At 36.2% G+C, this 17607-nt stretch carries 15 protein-coding genes and 1 pseudogene; 14 read left to right on the top strand and 2 right to left on the bottom strand.

The window, feature by feature from the left end:
* Positions 1-2 precede the first annotated feature (2 nt).
* From AC1Q51_RS08150 to AC1Q51_RS08120, 7 genes and pseudogenes are all read left to right on the top strand, one after another.
* On the top strand, positions 3-842 hold the full coding sequence (locus AC1Q51_RS08150) for a TlyA family RNA methyltransferase (protein ID WP_090977091.1): 840 nt from the start codon (positions 3-5) through the stop codon (positions 840-842).
* Positions 843-984: 142 nt separating this feature from the next.
* Positions 985-1434 carry an arginine repressor ArgR gene (argR, locus tag AC1Q51_RS08145; protein ID WP_001032580.1) on the top strand — a complete coding sequence of 150 codons (450 nt, stop codon included), beginning with the start codon at positions 985-987 and terminating at the stop codon, positions 1432-1434.
* Positions 1435-1698: 264 nt separating this feature from the next.
* Positions 1699-3438 (top strand): DNA repair protein RecN, encoded by a 1740-nt coding sequence (gene recN, locus AC1Q51_RS08140; protein ID WP_000947734.1) that lies wholly within the window; start codon positions 1699-1701, stop codon positions 3436-3438.
* Between the two features lie 118 nt (positions 3439-3556).
* Positions 3557-4855 carry a SpoIVB peptidase gene (gene spoIVB, locus AC1Q51_RS08135; protein ID WP_002000940.1) on the top strand — a complete coding sequence of 433 codons (1299 nt, stop codon included), beginning with the start codon at positions 3557-3559 and terminating at the stop codon, positions 4853-4855.
* Between the two features lie 287 nt (positions 4856-5142).
* Complete coding sequence (gene spo0A, locus AC1Q51_RS08130) at positions 5143-5937, top strand: sporulation transcription factor Spo0A (RefSeq protein WP_011110369.1); 795 nt, start codon at positions 5143-5145, stop codon at positions 5935-5937.
* Between the two features lie 339 nt (positions 5938-6276).
* Positions 6277-6389, top strand: a pseudogene (locus AC1Q51_RS08125) (hypothetical protein); the annotation flags it as partial.
* Between the two features lie 206 nt (positions 6390-6595).
* The gene (locus AC1Q51_RS08120) at positions 6596-8122 is read left to right on the top strand and encodes a glycosyltransferase family protein (protein ID WP_090977093.1); all 1527 of its coding nucleotides are present in this window, start codon (positions 6596-6598) and stop codon (positions 8120-8122) included.
* Between the two features lie 177 nt (positions 8123-8299).
* Here AC1Q51_RS08120 and AC1Q51_RS08115 read toward each other — a convergent pair whose 3' ends face one another.
* Positions 8300-8446: a YycC family protein gene (locus AC1Q51_RS08115; RefSeq protein ID WP_001247671.1), complete on the bottom strand. Its 147-nt coding sequence runs from the start codon at positions 8444-8446 to the stop codon at positions 8300-8302.
* A gap of 50 nt (positions 8447-8496) precedes the next feature.
* Here AC1Q51_RS08115 and AC1Q51_RS08110 point away from each other — a divergent pair, with 50 nt between their 5' ends.
* Positions 8497-9225, top strand: a complete 729-nt coding sequence (locus tag AC1Q51_RS08110) for a glycerophosphodiester phosphodiesterase (protein WP_000172580.1) — start codon at positions 8497-8499, stop codon at positions 9223-9225.
* A 49-nt stretch (positions 9226-9274) separates the two neighbouring features.
* Here the strand turns inward: AC1Q51_RS08110 and AC1Q51_RS08105 are convergent, their stop codons facing one another.
* Positions 9275-9508, bottom strand: a complete 234-nt coding sequence (locus tag AC1Q51_RS08105; protein WP_001190211.1) for a DUF2627 domain-containing protein — start codon at positions 9506-9508, stop codon at positions 9275-9277.
* Positions 9509-9645: 137 nt separating this feature from the next.
* On the opposite strand from AC1Q51_RS08105, the gene AC1Q51_RS08100 reads away from it, so the two are divergent.
* From AC1Q51_RS08100 to bfmBAA, 6 genes are all read left to right on the top strand, one after another.
* Positions 9646-11718 carry a sigma-54 interaction domain-containing protein gene (locus AC1Q51_RS08100; RefSeq protein ID WP_090977095.1) on the top strand — a complete coding sequence of 691 codons (2073 nt, stop codon included), beginning with the start codon at positions 9646-9648 and terminating at the stop codon, positions 11716-11718.
* A 195-nt stretch (positions 11719-11913) separates the two neighbouring features.
* Entirely contained in the window at positions 11914-12813 is a 900-nt protein-coding gene (yqiS, locus tag AC1Q51_RS08095; protein ID WP_053563676.1) for a phosphate butyryltransferase, read from the top strand.
* Between the two features lie 34 nt (positions 12814-12847).
* On the top strand, positions 12848-13948 hold the full coding sequence (locus AC1Q51_RS08090) for a leucine dehydrogenase (protein ID WP_000171355.1): 1101 nt from the start codon (positions 12848-12850) through the stop codon (positions 13946-13948).
* Between the two features lie 87 nt (positions 13949-14035).
* Positions 14036-15139 carry a butyrate kinase gene (gene buk, locus AC1Q51_RS08085; RefSeq protein WP_000115781.1) on the top strand — a complete coding sequence of 368 codons (1104 nt, stop codon included), beginning with the start codon at positions 14036-14038 and terminating at the stop codon, positions 15137-15139.
* 4 nt (positions 15140-15143) lie between these two features.
* Entirely contained in the window at positions 15144-16565 is a 1422-nt protein-coding gene (gene lpdA, locus AC1Q51_RS08080; protein ID WP_001051295.1) for a dihydrolipoyl dehydrogenase, read from the top strand.
* 27 nt (positions 16566-16592) lie between these two features.
* Positions 16593-17594 (top strand): 3-methyl-2-oxobutanoate dehydrogenase subunit alpha, encoded by a 1002-nt coding sequence (gene bfmBAA / locus AC1Q51_RS08075; RefSeq protein WP_000852551.1) that lies wholly within the window; start codon positions 16593-16595, stop codon positions 17592-17594.
* The last annotated feature ends 13 nt before the right edge of the window (positions 17595-17607 follow it).

Genomic DNA, 17607 nt, shown 5'->3' with positions numbered 1-17607 from the left:
AAATGAGCGTAAAAAAAGAAAGAGTAGATGTACTATTAGTAGAGCGAGGACTTATAGAAACGCGTGAGAAAGCAAAGCGCGCCATTATGGCCGGACTCGTATATGCAAATGAGATGAGACTTGATAAGCCAGGAGAGAAAATCTTGCAAGATACTGAGATTACGGTGAAGGGACAAGTTATGCCGTATGTAAGTCGTGGTGGTTATAAACTTGAAAAGGCATTAGAGACATTTCATCTTGATTTACAAGATAAAGTTATGATAGATATTGGTTCATCAACTGGTGGCTTTACAGATTGCGCGCTTCAAAATGGAGCGAAATTATCTTATGCATTAGATGTAGGATACAATCAACTAGCGTGGAAATTACGTCAGGATGAGCGTGTTGTTGTAATGGAACGAACAAACTTCCGTTACGTGACACCAGCAGACTTAGAACGTGGTTTACCTCAATTTGCAAGTATTGATGTTTCATTTATATCATTAAAGCTTATACTGCCAGTTTTAAAAACAATGCTTATGCCTAACGGAGATGTAGCAGCGTTAATTAAACCGCAGTTTGAAGCTGGAAGAGAGCAAGTTGGGAAAAAAGGTATCGTTCGTGATAGAAAAGTACATGAAGCTGTTGTAGAAATGATTGTCGATTTTGCTTTAAAAGAGGGCTATGATGTGGAAGGTTTAACATTCTCACCAATTACGGGTGGGGATGGTAATATTGAATTTTTAATTCATCTGAAATGGCATGGTGAACGTGAGAATGGCGAAAATCATTCTCCGATTTCTATAGAGCAAGTTGTTACAGAAGCACATGACGTTCTAAAACAAAAAGGGAAAGGGGAATAACATATGTTGTTCCTCTTTTTGCTGTAATTGTATAATGATTGTAAAAACAATTGTGTACAAGAAACGAATTATAAGTTAACATAAATAAGTGAAGTATACCAATGTTTAAACTATGGTAAGAGATAGTGTGAGGTGCAAATGTATGAATAAAGGTCAGCGCCATATTAAAATCAGGGAAATTATTGCAAACAAAGAAATTGAAACACAAGATGAATTAGTTGATATTTTACGTAATGAGGGATTTAATGTAACGCAAGCAACAGTATCGCGCGATATTAAAGAACTGCACTTAGTGAAGGTGCCATTACATGATGGGCGCTATAAATATAGCTTGCCAGCAGATCAACGATTTAACCCGTTACAAAAATTAAAACGAAATCTAGTGGATTCATTTGTAAAATTAGACACGGCAGGACATATGCTTGTGCTAAAAACATTGCCTGGTAACGCTCATTCACTTGGAGCACTTATTGATCATTTAGAGTGGGATGAGATCATCGGAACCATCTGTGGTGATGATACTTGCTTAATTATTTGCCGTACACCTGACGATACAGGTGTTGTCTCTGATCGTTTCTTAAATATGTTGTAACAAAAAATCTTGTTTGCTTTCCATCGTAAAGTGGGAAGTGAACAAGATATTTTTATTGGTCAAAAATATGATTTTTCAATTGTAATATAATATTTTGTTTGCATAAAGTTAGAAAATAGATGGATTGACCCGTAAAACAAATGTTTGGTACAATGAAGCGGGTTAGAAGAGTATATACATACAAATATATAGCATGATTATTTGAATGAAGAAATGAGAAAATCCTTTAGTAAGGGATTATTTTATAACGAGGTGAATGGGGCATTGTTATCGGAATTATCGATTAGAAACTTTGCTATTATTGAAGCATTAAATATTTCTTTTCAAAAAGGTTTAACGGTTTTAAGCGGTGAAACAGGGGCCGGAAAATCGATTATTATTGATGCGATTAGTTTACTTGTAGGTGGCCGTGGGTCAGCAGAATTTGTTCGATATGGAACAGAAAAGGCTGAGATTGAAGGGCTGTTTTATGTTGAAGATGATAAGCATCCATGTATTGAAAAGGCAGAAGAGTTAGATATAGAAATAGAAGATGGCATGATTATTTTAAAGCGTGATATTGCTGCGAACGGGAAGAGTGTATGTCGTGTAAATGGGAAGCTTGTTACACTTAGCATATTAAAAGAAATTGGGAAAACACTTGTTGATATTCATGGACAGCATGAAACGCAAGATTTAATGAATGAAGAACGACATCTGTTTATGCTTGATCACTTTGATGGGGATCGAATCGTTAAACAACTAGACATATATCAAAACGTATACGCTGACTATGAAAAATTAAAAAAACAATTGAAATCGTTAAGTGAAAATGAACAACAGATGGCACATCGCTTAGATTTAATTCAATTTCAGCATGAAGAAATTCGCAAAGCTGATTTAAAGATGGATGAAGAAAATGAATTAACTGAGGAACGATTGCAAATTTCTAATTTTGAAAAGATTTATAAAGCATTAGGTGATGCATATCGTTCATTGAGTGCTGACGGACAAGGATTAGATAATGTAAGAAGCGCAATGGGACAAATGGAAAGTATTACACATTTAGATGAAATGTATCAAGAGAATCATGATTCAATTGCAAATAGCTATTACTTATTAGAAGAGGTTGCATATCAACTGAGAGAAAAGCTCGATATGATGGAATATGATCCAAATCGTTTAGATGAAATCGAAACACGTTTGAATGAAATTCGTATGCTAAAGAGAAAATATGGAAATACTGTAGAAGAGATTTTAGCGTATGCAGATAAAATTGAACAAGAAATATTTACAATTGAAAATAAAGACGTTCATATTGAAACGACGAAGAAACAGTTGAAGGAATTAGAAAGTGTTATTCTGAAAGAAGCAACGTTGTTAAGTAATATGCGTCATGAGCTTGCAGAACACCTTACAAATGCAATTCATCAGGAATTAAAAGAATTATATATGGAAAAAACGAAATTTGAAGTGAGAATTATGAAGAGAGAAGGAAATGCAGAAGAGCCCCTTGTGGAAGGTGCACCGGTAAGACTTACGGCAGATGGTTACGATCATGTGGAATTTTATATTTCGACCAACCCAGGAGAGCCGCTAAAACCACTTTCAAAGGTTGCTTCTGGTGGAGAGTTATCTCGTATCATTTTAGCTTTAAAAAGCATTTTTTCTAAGCATCAAGGGGTTGCATCTGTTATTTTTGATGAAGTGGATACGGGTGTAAGTGGCCGGGTCGCACAGGCTATTGCTGAAAAAATTTATCGAGTATCAGTAAACTCGCAAGTACTTTGTATTACGCACTTACCTCAAGTAGCTTCAATGGCAGATTCGCATTTATTTATTCGAAAACAAGTAGCGAATGATCGGACAATTACATCAGTTACTGTTTTAACTATGGAGGATAAAGTAACAGAAATAGCTCGAATGATTTCTGGTGTGGAAATCACAGATTTAACGACGGAGCATGCGAAAGAATTACTTACGCAAGCGCATCATTTTAAACAGACAGCAGAGGCTATCCAGTAATGGATAGCTTTTTTTCTCAAATGACGATTTCTTAATTCTTCCGGTTATAAATAAAGCATTGCAAGGAGAGATTAAAAAGTGAAGCCAAGAGGCTGAATGTGGGGTAGGAGCGAGGAGAGTGAACAAGTTGAAATTAGAAAAATTTCGAAAAATAATAGGTCTTTGTCTCCTTGTTTCTTTAGTTTTTATTGGATGTTTTAAACCGCTTCGAACGTTTATTTCATCACCGAAACAACTTGTTGTTTTTGAAGGACAACAATCAGAAATATCATCATTACCAGTTTTCAAAGCTTCATCCACAAATCGTCATGTATTTACAGTGAGTTCGAATGAACAAAAACAAGGACTTATGGTAAATTCTCATCAAAATGGTGAAGCTGATATGGTATTTCAGCTTGCGGGCTTTCCAGTGAAAAAAGTAAATGTGAAAGTGTTAAAAGATTTTAAAGTGATTCCAGGTGGACAATCAATTGGTGTGAAATTAAATACAAAAGGTGTACTTGTTGTAGGCCATCATTTAATTCAAACTGAAAAAGGTAAAATATCTCCTGGTGAAACAGCAGGTGTACAAATTGGAGATATGATTACTGAAATTAATGGTAAAACCATTGAAAGAATGAGTGATGTAGCACCGTTTATTCATAATAGTGGAGAAACAGGTGAACCGCTTAATCTTGTATTGTTAAGAGATGGAAAATATATTCGCACGAAGCTAACGCCACAAAAAGACAATGGTGAATCGTCTTATCGAATTGGCTTGTATATCCGCGATTCGGCAGCTGGAATTGGAACGATGACATTTGTTCATCCAGATTCTATGAAATATGGGGCACTTGGTCATGTTATTTCTGATAATGATACGAAAAAGCCGATTCAAGTCGAAGATGGACAAATTATGCGCTCGACAGTTACATCAATTGAAAGAGGCAGTCATGGGAATCCAGGCGAGAAATTAGCAAGATTTTCACCAGATCGTGAAGTGATTGGCAATATTACAATTAATAGTCCATATGGTATTTTTGGAAAATTAAATACGAATATGAAAAACGGTATAATGGATAAAGCAATGCCTATCGCATTATCTCATCAAGTAAAAGAAGGACCGGCAAAAATATTAACAGTTATTGATCAAGATAAAGTAGAAGCGTTTGATATTGAAGTTGTTAGTACAGTGCAGCAAAAATTCCCAGCTACAAAGGGTATGGTAATAAAGGTAACAGATAAACGTCTATTAGCGAAAACGGGCGGTATCGTACAAGGAATGAGTGGAAGTCCAATTGTACAAAATGGAAAAGTAATTGGTGCTGTTACACATGTATTTGTAAATGATCCAACATCCGGATATGGTGTTCATATTGAATGGATGTTACATCAAGCTGGAATTAATATTTATGATCAAGAGAAAAAAGCGAGCTAATACATATTAGCTCGCTTTTTCTGTTGAAAAATTCGTTGAAATTTTGTAAAAGCTCCGCAAGAGGTGTTTTTTGTTGTAAAATAAAAGAAAAGGGTTGAACGTTTCGTTGTATTTCTATGATGGAATGTGTTGCGAAAGGGAATAAATGAACGATAAACATATTTTTTTGTGATTTTATCGGAAAGTAAGAAACTTTAAAAGGGAATTTTCACACAATTGTCGAACAATTCATGTAGCCTAGAAGGATACACATGTCGGAGAATCGATTCGGTAAGGGAGGAAAAGCTGTGGAGAAAATTAAAGTATGTCTTGTGGATGATAATAAAGAACTAGTATCAATGTTAGAGAGCTATGTAGCTGCTCAAGATGATATGGAAGTAATCGGTACTGCTTATAATGGTCAAGAGTGTTTAAACTTATTAACAGATAAGCAACCTGATGTACTCGTTTTAGACATTATTATGCCACACTTAGATGGTTTAGCTGTATTGGAAAAAATGCGACATATTGAAAGGTTAAAACAGCCTAGCGTAATTATGTTGACAGCATTCGGGCAAGAAGATGTGACGAAAAAAGCAGTTGACTTAGGTGCCTCATATTTCATATTAAAACCATTTGATATGGAGAATTTAACGAGTCATATTCGTCAAGTGAGTGGTAAAGCAAATGCTATGATTAAACGTCCACTACCATCATTCCGATCAGCAACAACAGTAGATGGAAAACCGAAAAATTTAGATGCGAGTATTACGAGTATCATTCATGAAATTGGTGTACCCGCTCATATTAAAGGATATATGTATTTACGAGAAGCAATCTCCATGGTATACAACGATATCGAATTATTAGGATCGATTACGAAAGTATTGTATCCAGATATCGCAAAGAAATATAATACCACAGCAAGCCGTGTGGAGCGAGCAATTCGTCACGCGATTGAAGTAGCTTGGAGCCGTGGGAATATTGATTCTATTTCGTCCTTATTCGGTTATACAGTATCCATGTCAAAAGCAAAACCTACGAACTCTGAGTTTATCGCAATGGTTGCGGATAAGCTGAGACTTGAACATAAGGCTTCGTAAACGCTGTAGTATCAAGGTGTTAAGCGTATTTCATAATAAAATTTAATAACCAACGAATTACGTATGTAGGCAATAAAGTACATAGGTAATTGGCGGTTAATTTAAAAACCTTCTATTTATTGGATTGAAATTTTGATTCCAATAGCTAGGAGGTTTTTTGTTGTATGAATAACTTTCAAATGAATGTAGAAAACTTTTTACTTCATTGCGATGCAAAGCATCTAAATAGAAGAAAATGATGAACTCTTATTAAGTTGACCTATCAATTTGAGGATGGGCACCAATAAATAGAATCATTTAATGATAGTTATGAAATATACAATGCCTTGATATAGCGATGGTTATACAGTATCCATGTCAAAAGCAAACCTACGAATTCTGAATTTATCGCAATGGTTGCGGATAAGCTGAGAGTAGGAACAGTAAGGGATTTAAGTTATAGTAAAGCTTAATAATTCTTGCAATTTATACTCGATAGTAAATTTAAAATCAATGAGTTTTTTATTTACCTCGATTTAAGGATTTTGAAGGAATACATATTTATATAGAAAAATGCAGTGAAAATACGGATATGTACAGAAAATAAGTGGATTTGACATCATAATCTCTATAACGTATCATTGATTTGGAAAAGTTAGAGATATAGGAGAATGGATGAATGACTTTAAAAAAAATAGTAAATCGAGCGTACCCAATCATTGTCATGACGGTGTTTTTATCTATATTTTCAATGATAGTAAGTAAATTTTTTATCCCAAAAACAATTTTGATGAGTGGTGAATTTCCTTATCCGACTGAGGAGTATACTCCCAAAAAAGTCGCTGCTGTTATAGCGTTGACGTTGCTTTTATTTGTGCTCTTCTTTATGTATTATAAATTGGTTATTAATAAAATGAAAAGAACGTATACAAATATTATGATTGCTTTAGGTATCATAATCATTTTGACGATGGAAATAATTATTACTTCCATAGCATTTAACCCTGTTGTTGGGGATTATGCTATCCTTAAACAAGGAATTGTCTCTGTGTTTAATGGAGATAATCAATTTTTAGAAATGGGACAGCTTTTATTTTATCCATATAATACACATGTTGTATTAATAGGAGGATATTTTGCTAAATTGATAGGGAGCGTAGATTTAGCGATAAAAATATTACCAATAGCTTGTATAACAGGCAGTATTATTTTAAATGTATTGATTGTAAGGAAAATTACAAACTTTAAAGTTGCTCACATATCGATTGTGTTATCTGTGCTAAATATTTTTATATATTGGCAGGCACCAGTTTTCTATACTCATACATTGGTAATATTTTTTATTTCAGCAACAATGTATACATATTTGTGCTTGAAAACGGCGGAAACAAAAAGAATGAAGATTATTTTATGGATTTTATTAGGGGTTTTCGCAGCTTGTACTTATATTATAAGACCGACAGCATTAACCGTAGCGTTAGCGATTTTAATTGAAAATATTTTTAAGTTTCGTAAGGAATACTCTGTAAAGGTGTTAAGTAGTGTTTTATTTTGTTTAATCCTTATTGTAAGTTTTAAAGGTATAACGACAAAGCTAAATCTCAGTACCGATAATGAAATTGAAAAAATTCCATTCACTCATTGGGTGAAAATGGGCCTGAACAAAGATACGTATGGTGTGTGGAATCAGGCAGATGCAGATTATATTGATGATGAAAACATAAAGAATACGAAAGATTTGAATGAGCACAATCAAGAAGTTATAGTGCAACGTTTCAGTGAACTTGGTGTAATGGGTTATGTGCAACATTTGAATGAAAAAATAACTAGAGAATGGGTATCAAGTCAGTTCTCCATGTACCGTATTGGGCAATGGTTTGAACAGAAGAATGACATGGTAACTAATTACGTATCGAATTATAGTACAACGAAGTATAAAATCGTTACTATATATTCGTATATTATCAAATTATTTGTTTATATAGCTGTTTTGGCGGCTGTTATTCTTTATAAAAAGAAAGATGAAAATGAATCGGAAGTTATACGAATTGCGATGATTAGTGCATTAGGGGTATTTACTTTCTTGTTACTATGGGAAACAGCTCCTCATTATACGTATGAAGCATTTGCATTTATGAATATTCCAGCTTCTTTAGGATTGTATAAAGTGTTTATGATTTTTAACAAAGAAAAGAAAAACGCATAATTTGAGTAACTAAAACGAGTAATGAGAAGCCCCCTCTTTTGTTAAAAGAGGGGGCTTCATTTAAATGTTTGAAGAAAAGATTAAATGGGATCATAGTATATCCGGTAAGGGATTTTAGCAAGGAAGTCATCCGTGATATAATAGAAAATATAAAAAGCCCTGCAAAACAGGACTGTATTACTCTTCGTCTTTATTTTGTTTTTCTAATTCAACTAGCTTTTGAATTAAAATGTGCTGCGGCATATGCATGAGTTGTTCAAGTGGAACACCTAGTGCTTTTGATAAGCGGACTGCAGTATCTGGAGAAATTTGTAATGGTCTCATAGAAGTACCTCCTTTTTCGTATAGTATAGCATAAGATTGGGGGAGTGAGGATGACTCTTATATTTGCACATCGTGGTGCGGCTGGAACGTACCCAGAAAATACAATGATTTCATTTGAAGCGGCTGAGTCTTTTAGAGCGGATGGAATTGAACTTGATGTTCAATTAACGAAAGATGGAAAAGTTGTCGTCATTCATGATGAAACGGTGGACCGAACAACAAATGGAAAAGGTGCGGTTCGGAATTATGTATATGAGGATTTATGCAAGTTAGATGCAAGTTATAAATTTGGTGATAAAGTAGGGTTTTGTAAAATACCACTTTTAGAAGAGGTATTAGAATGGCTTGAACAAACGAGTTTGCTACTTAATATTGAACTTAAAAATAATAAAATTCCATACAGAGGTTTAGAGGAAGAAGTTATAACGCTTGTACGGAAATTTAGTTTAGAGGATCGTGTTATATTTTCTTCGTTTAATCACTACAGCATGAAACGGTGTCATATGATGGCTCCTGATATTCAAACAGCAATTTTATATCGCGAAGGTTTGCATAGTCCGTGGGCATACGCGAAAAAAATGGGGGCTACAGCAGTACATCCGAATTATCGTTACCTTCAAGATGCTATTGCTGAACTAACGATGGAAAGTGGTGTAGAGGTTCGCCCTTATACAATTAATGAAGAAACGCTTATGCGTAAATATTTTGATATGAATATATCGGCGATTATTACTGATTACCCTGAAACGGCAAGAACGTTGTTGCCAATAAAAAAATGAGACCGCGTGTAACGGTCTCATTTTTTTATTTATAAATAGTGGGGCCTTCCTATCTTCTAAAGCGAGCCTGTACTTTATTTCGTTTACGGTCTCGGTGCAAGACGAAGCCACCGAAGATATAAAACCCGAGCCCGAAGCAGAGAGCACCGATTAAAAATTGTAACCACAGTATAGAGATTGGTGGAAATAGAATCCCGAATACAGTATCTCTCATTAACTTTATACCAAACACAGCTAATGAAATAGGGATGAGTGCTAATAGTAGAGCAACGTAACGCTGCATACATAACTCTCCTTTTCAGATTATTTCGTATATTTTAATGATGTTATACGGAAAGGGGGTTTGTCAAGAGGGTGCTGAACGAGTAAGATAAGGGTGTGAAAAAATTTGCAGAGTTACTTCGAGAGGAAGTGTAATATATGAAACAAAAAGTATTAATTGTTGGTGCAGGTGAAGGCGGGAGCGCACTGCTGAATCTGTTACATAGTTCGAATATATTTCAAATTATAGGGATTATTGATATAAATCCGTTGGCAAAAGGATTACAAATTGCTAAGGAATATGGAATTGCAATTGGAGAAAGTGTAACTCCATTTCTTTCTATGCATATCGATGTAATATTTGATATGACAGGTGAAGATGATGTACATAAAGTTTTATTGAAAAAAAAGAAAAAAGACACTCTTCTTATACCAGGTGATATTGCAAAAATTGTTACAGGATTAGCGCATGAGAAGGAAGGGTTAATTGGGCGGTTAGAGGAACAAACGCAACAAGGAGAATTAATTTTAAATTCTACGCATGACGGCATGATCGTAATTGATCGAGAGGGACAAGTTCGTCTTTTTAATAAAAGTGCGGAGCGTATTATCGGATATAAAAAAGAAGAGGCGATAGGAAAATATATTTTAGAAGTCATTCCCACTAGTAAATTACTTCGCATTATACGTACGAAACAAATAGAAGTAAATTATGAACTAACATTAGAGAATGGAAAGAAAATTATTACAACGCGTATACCGATATTAAAAGAAGGCGGAGAGGTACAAGGGGCATTTGCAATTTTTAAAGATATAACAGAAGTTGTAGATTTAGCGGAAGAAGTTACAGACTTAAAAGAAATTCAAACACTATTAGAGGCAATTATCAACTCATCTGAAGAAGCGATTTCGGTTGTGGATGAAAAAGGAAGAGGTTTAGTCATTAACCCGGCATATACGAAATTAACGGGTCTAACAGAAGAAGATATTATTGGGAAGCCTGCTACAACTGATATTGTAGAAGGCGAAAGTATGCATATGAAAGTACTTCGAACGCGTCGTGCGGTGCGCGGAATACATATGAAGATTGGGCAAAAAAAGCGCGATGTAATTGTAAACGTAGCGCCAGTTATTGTGGATGGAATATTGAAAGGAAGCGTTGGCGTTATCCGTGACGTGTCGGAAATTCAAAAGTTAACAAATGAATTGAATAGAGCAAGGCAAATTATTCGCACATTAGAAGCAAAATATTCATTTGATGATATTGTCGGAAATTCAGATGAAACAACGGCAGCTATCGAACAGGCGAAGCTAGGAGCGAATACACCAGCAACGGTACTGTTACGCGGTGAATCTGGGACTGGTAAAGAATTGTTTGCACATGCAATCCATAATGGAAGTAATCGAAAATACAATAAATTCGTCCGTGTAAACTGTGCGGCTATTTCGGAGACGTTGTTAGAAAGTGAATTATTTGGTTATGAGGAAGGGGCGTTTTCTGGAGCGAAAAGAGGCGGGAAACGTGGGTTCTTTGAGGAAGCGAATAACGGTAGTATTTTTTTAGATGAAATAGGGGAGTTATCTGCAAATACACAAGCGAAACTCCTTCGTGTATTGCAGGAAAAAGAAATTGTAAAAGTTGGTGGGACGAAAGCGATACCCATTAATGTTCGAGTAATTGCAGCGACACATGTGAATTTAGAAAAGGCTATTCTAGAAGGGAAGTTTAGGGAGGATTTATATTATCGATTAAATAAAATTCCAATTCAAATTCCATCTCTTCGTCAACGTAAAGGAGATATACCGAAAATTGCGGACAGGTTGATTCAAAAAATTAATCAAGATTATGGTCGTAATGTAGAAGGGCTCACTGATTCAGCTATTTTATATTTACAATCATACGAATGGCCAGGAAATGTGAGAGAACTTGAAAATATTTTAGGACGAGCGATTATTTTTATGAATTATAACGAGATCTATATTGATGTACAACATTTACCACCATTACATAATGAAGAGCAGGTGGAGTCAAAGCAATCTCATTTATTACCTGAATTAGAAGAAAAGCCACTTGAACATTTAGTAACAGAGTTTGAAGGGAATATTATTCATGAATATTTGGAGAGATTTGATGGGAATAAAACACAAACTGCAAAAGCGTTAGGAATTTCCGTTCGAAATTTATATTATAAGCTAGAAAAGTATGACCATGCAAAAAATAGCATGCAATAAATTGCGTACCGTGCAATTTATTGCATGGTATACAAAAAGCGACAAAATAAGACAGAATCTTTTGTTATTTTCCAAAGTATTGATTTTACTGCATTTTGAATGCGTTTTCATTATTGGTAAGACCACTTTTAAAAGTTGGCACGGTATTTGCTTTATAAATAGACGAGGGACGACGGAAAGGGTTGATTACAAAATATGAAGTTAGAATACTTAATTGATCAAGCAGCGGGACAGCCTAAAAAAACTGTAGCTGTAGCAGTAGCTGAAGATCATGAAGTAATTGAAGCTGTAGCGAAAGCAATTAAATTACAGCTAGCTCAATTTCGTCTATATGGAAATCAAGAAAAAATAATGGGGATGCTACAAGAACATGGTTTACAAACTTCAGAACATGTTGAAGTGATTGCAGCAATGTCTAATGCAGAGGCTGCAGAACTTTCTGTTAAATCTGTGAGAAATGGTGAGGCAGACGTGCTTATGAAGGGTAACATCCCAACAGCGAATATTTTGAAGGCTGTGTTAAACAAAGAGTGGGGCCTACGTAAAGGTAGCGTACTTTCACATGTAGCAGCATTTGAAGTTCCAAATTATGATCGTCTTATTTTCGTTACAGATGCAGCGATGAACATCGCACCTGATGTAACACAAAAAGCTGCTATTATACAAAATACTGTAGAAGTTGCCCGGGCAATAGGAATCGACTTGCCAAAAGTGGCACCAATTGCAGCAGTAGAAGTTGTGAATCCAGCGATGCAGGCGACAATTGATGCAGCGATGTTAACACAAATGAATCGCCGCGGACAAATTAAAGATTGTATCGTTGATGGACCACTTGCTTTAGATAATGCAGTATCACAAATTGCAGCAGAGCATAAAGGCATAGTAAGTGATGTAGCAGGTAAGGCAGATATTTTACTCGTCCCAACGATTGAAGCTGGAAATGTGCTATATAAATCACTCGTATACTTTGCGGATGCAAAAGTAGGAGCAATGATTGCTGGCGCAAAAGCACCGATTGTTTTAACATCTCGTGCTGATTCAGCAGAAACAAAAGTATATTCATTAGCATTGGCAGTTGCGACTGCTTCAAAATAAACCAAAAAGGGTAAAACATTAGGGGGAAACGACAATGACATTAGAAATCTTCGAATACTTAGAAAAATATGATTATGAGCAAGTGGTATTTTGTCAAGATAAAGAATCTGGTTTAAAAGCAATTATTGCAATTCATGATACAACACTTGGACCGGCTCTTGGTGGAACAAGAATGTGGACATATGATTCTGAAGAAGCGGCGATTGAAGATGCATTGCGTCTTGCAAAAGGGATGACATACAAAAACGCAGCAGCTGGTTTAAACTTAGGTGGTGCGAAAACAGTAATTATTGGTGATCCTCGTAAAGATAAGAGCGAAGCAATGTTCCGTGCACTAGGACGTTATATCCAAGGACTAAACGGACGATACATTACAGCTGAAGATGTTGGTACAACAGTAGATGATATGGATATTATCCACGAAGAAACTGACTTTGTAACAGGTATCTCACCATCATTCGGTTCTTCTGGTAACCCATCTCCAGTAACTGCATACGGTGTTTATCGTGGTATGAAAGCAGCTGCAAAAGAAGCTTTCGGTACTGACAATTTAGAAGGAAAAGTAATTGCTGTTCAAGGCGTTGGTAACGTAGCATATCATCTATGCAAACATTTACACGCTGAAGGAGCAAAATTAATCGTTACAGATATTAATAAAGAAGCTGTACAACGTGCTGTAGAAGAATTCGGTGCATCAGCAGTTGAACCAAATGAAATTTACGGTGTGGAATGCGATATTTACGCACCATGTGCATTAGGCGCAACAGTTAATGATGAAACTATTCCACAACTTAAAGCAAAAGTAATCGCAGGTTCTGCAAATAACCAATTAAAAGAAGATCGTCACGGTGACATCATTCATGAAATGGGTATTGTATACGCACCAGATTATGTAATTAATGCAGGTGGCGTAATTAACGTAGCAGACGAATTATATGGATACAATAGAGAACGTGCACTAAAACGTGTTGAGTCTATTTATGACACGATTGCAAAAGTAATCGAAATTTCAAAACGCGATGGCATAGCAACTTATGTAGCGGCAGATCGTCTAGCTGAAGAGCGCATTGCAAGCTTGAAGAATTCTCGTAGCACTTACTTACGCAACGGTCACGATATTATTAGCCGTCGCTAATCATTCATATATAACTTTTACAAAAGGTGTGGTTACCTCTTATGAGGTTTCCACTTCCTTTTGAATTTATTAGTGGAGGTAGCAACATTGTCTGTAAATCGAATTCTTGTTATTAACCCAGGTAGTACATCCACAAAAATTGGTGTTTTTGATAATGAAAGACCCGTTCTAGAAGAAACGATTCGTCATGACGTAGAACAGATTGGAAAATATAAGAGAATTATCGATCAATATGAGTTTCGAAAAGAAACGATTTTAGAAGTTCTACATTCTCATGGTATTAACATTTCAAAATTAAACGCTGTTTGTGGGCGTGGTGGATTACTTCGTCCAATCGAAGGCGGTACGTATACAGTAAACGATGCGATGTTAGAAGATTTGAAAAATGGCTTTAGCGGTCATCACGCTTCAAACCTTGGAGGCATTTTAGCATATGAAATTGCTTCTGGATTAAACATTCCTGCATTCATTGTAGATCCTGTCGTTGTAGATGAGATGGAGCCGGTTGCTCGTATAAGTGGCATTGCTGGTATGGAACGCAAAAGTATCTTCCATGCATTAAATCAAAAAGCAGTTGCTCGTAAAGTAGCTGAACAGTTAAATCACAAATACGAGGATTTAAATTTATTAGTTACACATATGGGTGGCGGTATTACAGTTGGTGCTCATAAAAAAGGAAGAGTAATCGATGTGAATAACGGTTTAAACGGAGAAGGACCATTTAGTCCAGAGCGCGCTGGTACAGTACCAGTAGGGCAACTAGTAGAAATGTGTTTCTCTGGTGAGTATTACCGTGATGAAATGATTAAAAAACTTGTCGGACAAGGTGGACTTGTAAGTTTAATCGGTACAAATGATGCGATTAAAGTAGAGCAAATGGTTGAAAAAGGTGATCCTGAAGCAACTCTTATTTATAAAGCAATGGCATATCAAGTTGCAAAAGAGATTGGCGGAGCTAGCGCTGTACTTCACGGGAAAATCGATGCAATCGTATTAACTGGTGGACTGGCATACAGTAAAATTCTTGTCGATGAAATAAAAGAGCGAGTGGACTGGATTGCAGATGTTATCGTACATCCAGGCGAAGATGAGTTAGAAGCGTTAGCAGAAGGAGCACTTCGTGTATTACGTGAAGAAGAAGCTCCAAAAGAATACGTTGTACGTGAAAAAGAAACGGTAGCTAGGGGTTGAGATAATGGCAAAAGAATATGATTTAGTCATCGTTGGCGGCGGTACTGGTGGATATGTTGCTGCAATTCGTGCATCACAATTAGGGTTAAAAACAGCACTAGTCGAAAAAGAAAATCTTGGTGGTACTTGTTTACACAAAGGATGTATTCCTAGTAAAGCTCTTTTACGTAGTGCGGAAGTATATGCAACTGCTAAAAAAAGCGAAGAGTTCGGAGTTATTGCAAGCAATGTAGAACTAAACTTTGCAAAAGTACAAGAGCGTAAAGAGAAGATTGTAACGCAGCTTCATAAAGGCGTTCAACATTTAATGAAACAAGGTAAAATTGATGTGTTTGAAGGTATTGGTCGTATTCTTGGCCCGTCTATTTTCTCTCCTATGCCAGGGACAATTTCAGTTGAACTTGCAAGTGGAGAAGAGAATGAAATGTTAATTCCAAAAAATGTACTTGTTGCAACAGGTTCTCGTCCAAATTCATTACCAGGTTTAGAATTAGATGGAGAATACGTAATGTCTTCGGATCATGCCCTAAAAATGGAAACGCTTCCTAGTTCGATTATTATCGTTGGTGGCGGTGTAATCGGTATTGAGTGGGCATCTATGCTTGCTGACTTCGGTGTAGAAGTTACAGTATTAGAGTATGCAAAAACGATATTACCACTAGAAGATCAAGACGTTTCAAAAGAAATGCAACGTCTATTCAAGAAAAAAGGTATTAAAGTGGTAACTGGTGCAAAAGTATTACCAGAAACATTGGTAAAAGATAATGGAGTAACAATCCAAGCTGAACACAACGGTGAAAATAAAGAATTTAAAGCAGAAAAAATGCTTGTATCTGTAGGAAGACAAGCGAATACGCAAAATATTGGCTTAGAGAACACAGATATCGTTGTGGAAAAAGGATACATTCAAACAAATGAGTTTTATCAAACGAAAGAATCGCATATTTATGCAATTGGAGATGTAATCGGTGGCCTGCAACTTGCTCACGTTGCTTCTCATGAAGGAATTGCTGCAGTAGAACATATTGCAGGGAAAGAAGTTACACCAATTGATTACTCTATGGTATCAAAATGCGTATATAGCAGTCCAGAAGTTGCTTCTGTCGGTTTAACAGAACAAGAAGCGAAAGAAAAAGGCTATAAGTTAAAAGTAGGTAAGTTCTCATTCCGCGCAATCGGAAAAGCACTTGTATACGGAGAATCAGATGGTTTCGTAAAACTTGTAGTTGATGAAGAGACAAATGACATTCTTGGTGTTCATATGATTGGACCGCATGTAACAGATATGATTTCTGAAGCTGGTCTTGCAAGAGTACTTGATGCAACACCTTGGGAAGTAGCACATACAATTCATCCGCATCCATCATTATCTGAGGCGATTGGTGAAGCAGCACTTGCTGTAGATGGAAGAGCGTTACACGCATAAAAATGTGGATTTAGGAGGTTATGAAAAATGGCAGAAGTAAAAGAAAAGCGCCATGAAGAGCTTGGCTTAAGTGATGAGCAAGTATTAGAAATGTTCCGTACGATGTTACTTGCACGTAAAATCGACGAACGTATGTGGTTATTAAACCGCGCTGGTAAAATTCCATTCGTAATTTCTTGTCAAGGACAAGAGGCTGCACAAGTTGGAGCGGCGTTCGCTCTTGATAGAGAGAAAGATTATGCATTACCATACTATCGTGATATGGGTGTTGTACTAGCATTTGGTATGACAGCTAAAGAGCTTATGTTGTCTGCTTTCGCGAAAGCTGGAGATCCAAACTCTGGTGGTCGTCAAATGCCTGGTCACTTCGGTCAAAAGAAAAATCGTATTGTTACAGGTTCATCTCCAGTAACAACGCAAGTACCACATGCAGTTGGTATTGCACTAGCTGGAAAAATGGAGAAGAAAGATTTAGTAACGTTCGTTACATTTGGAGAAGGTTCTTCAAACCAAGGTGACTTTCATGAAGGGGCAAACTTTGCTGGTGTACACAAACTACCTGTTATTTTTATGTGTGAAAATAACAAATATGCAATCTCTATTCCGGTTGAAAAACAATTAGCATGTAAAAACGTATCAGATCGTGCAATTGGTTATGGTATGCCTGGATATACAATAGACGGAAACGATCCGCTTGCAGTATATAAAGCTGTAAAAGAAGCAGCAGATCGCGGTCGTCGTGGTGAAGGCCCAACTTTAATTGAAACAGTATCATATCGTTTAACAGCACATTCTAGTGACGATGATGATCGTGTTTATCGTGATAAAGAAGAAGTAGAAGAAGCAAAGAAAAAAGATTCAATTATAACATTCGCGGCTTATTTAAAAGAAGCTGGTGTGTTAACTGAGGAATCGGAAAAACAAATGTTAGACGAAATTATGCATATCGTAAATGAAGCAACAGAATATGCAGAAAATGCTCCGTATGCAGCACCTGAAGATGCATTGAAGCACGTATACGCAGAATAGGGGGGAACGTTTC

This window comes from Bacillus sp. MT94 (genome assembly GCF_058792475.1).
This window is presented reverse-complemented; position numbering and strand designations above follow the sequence as displayed.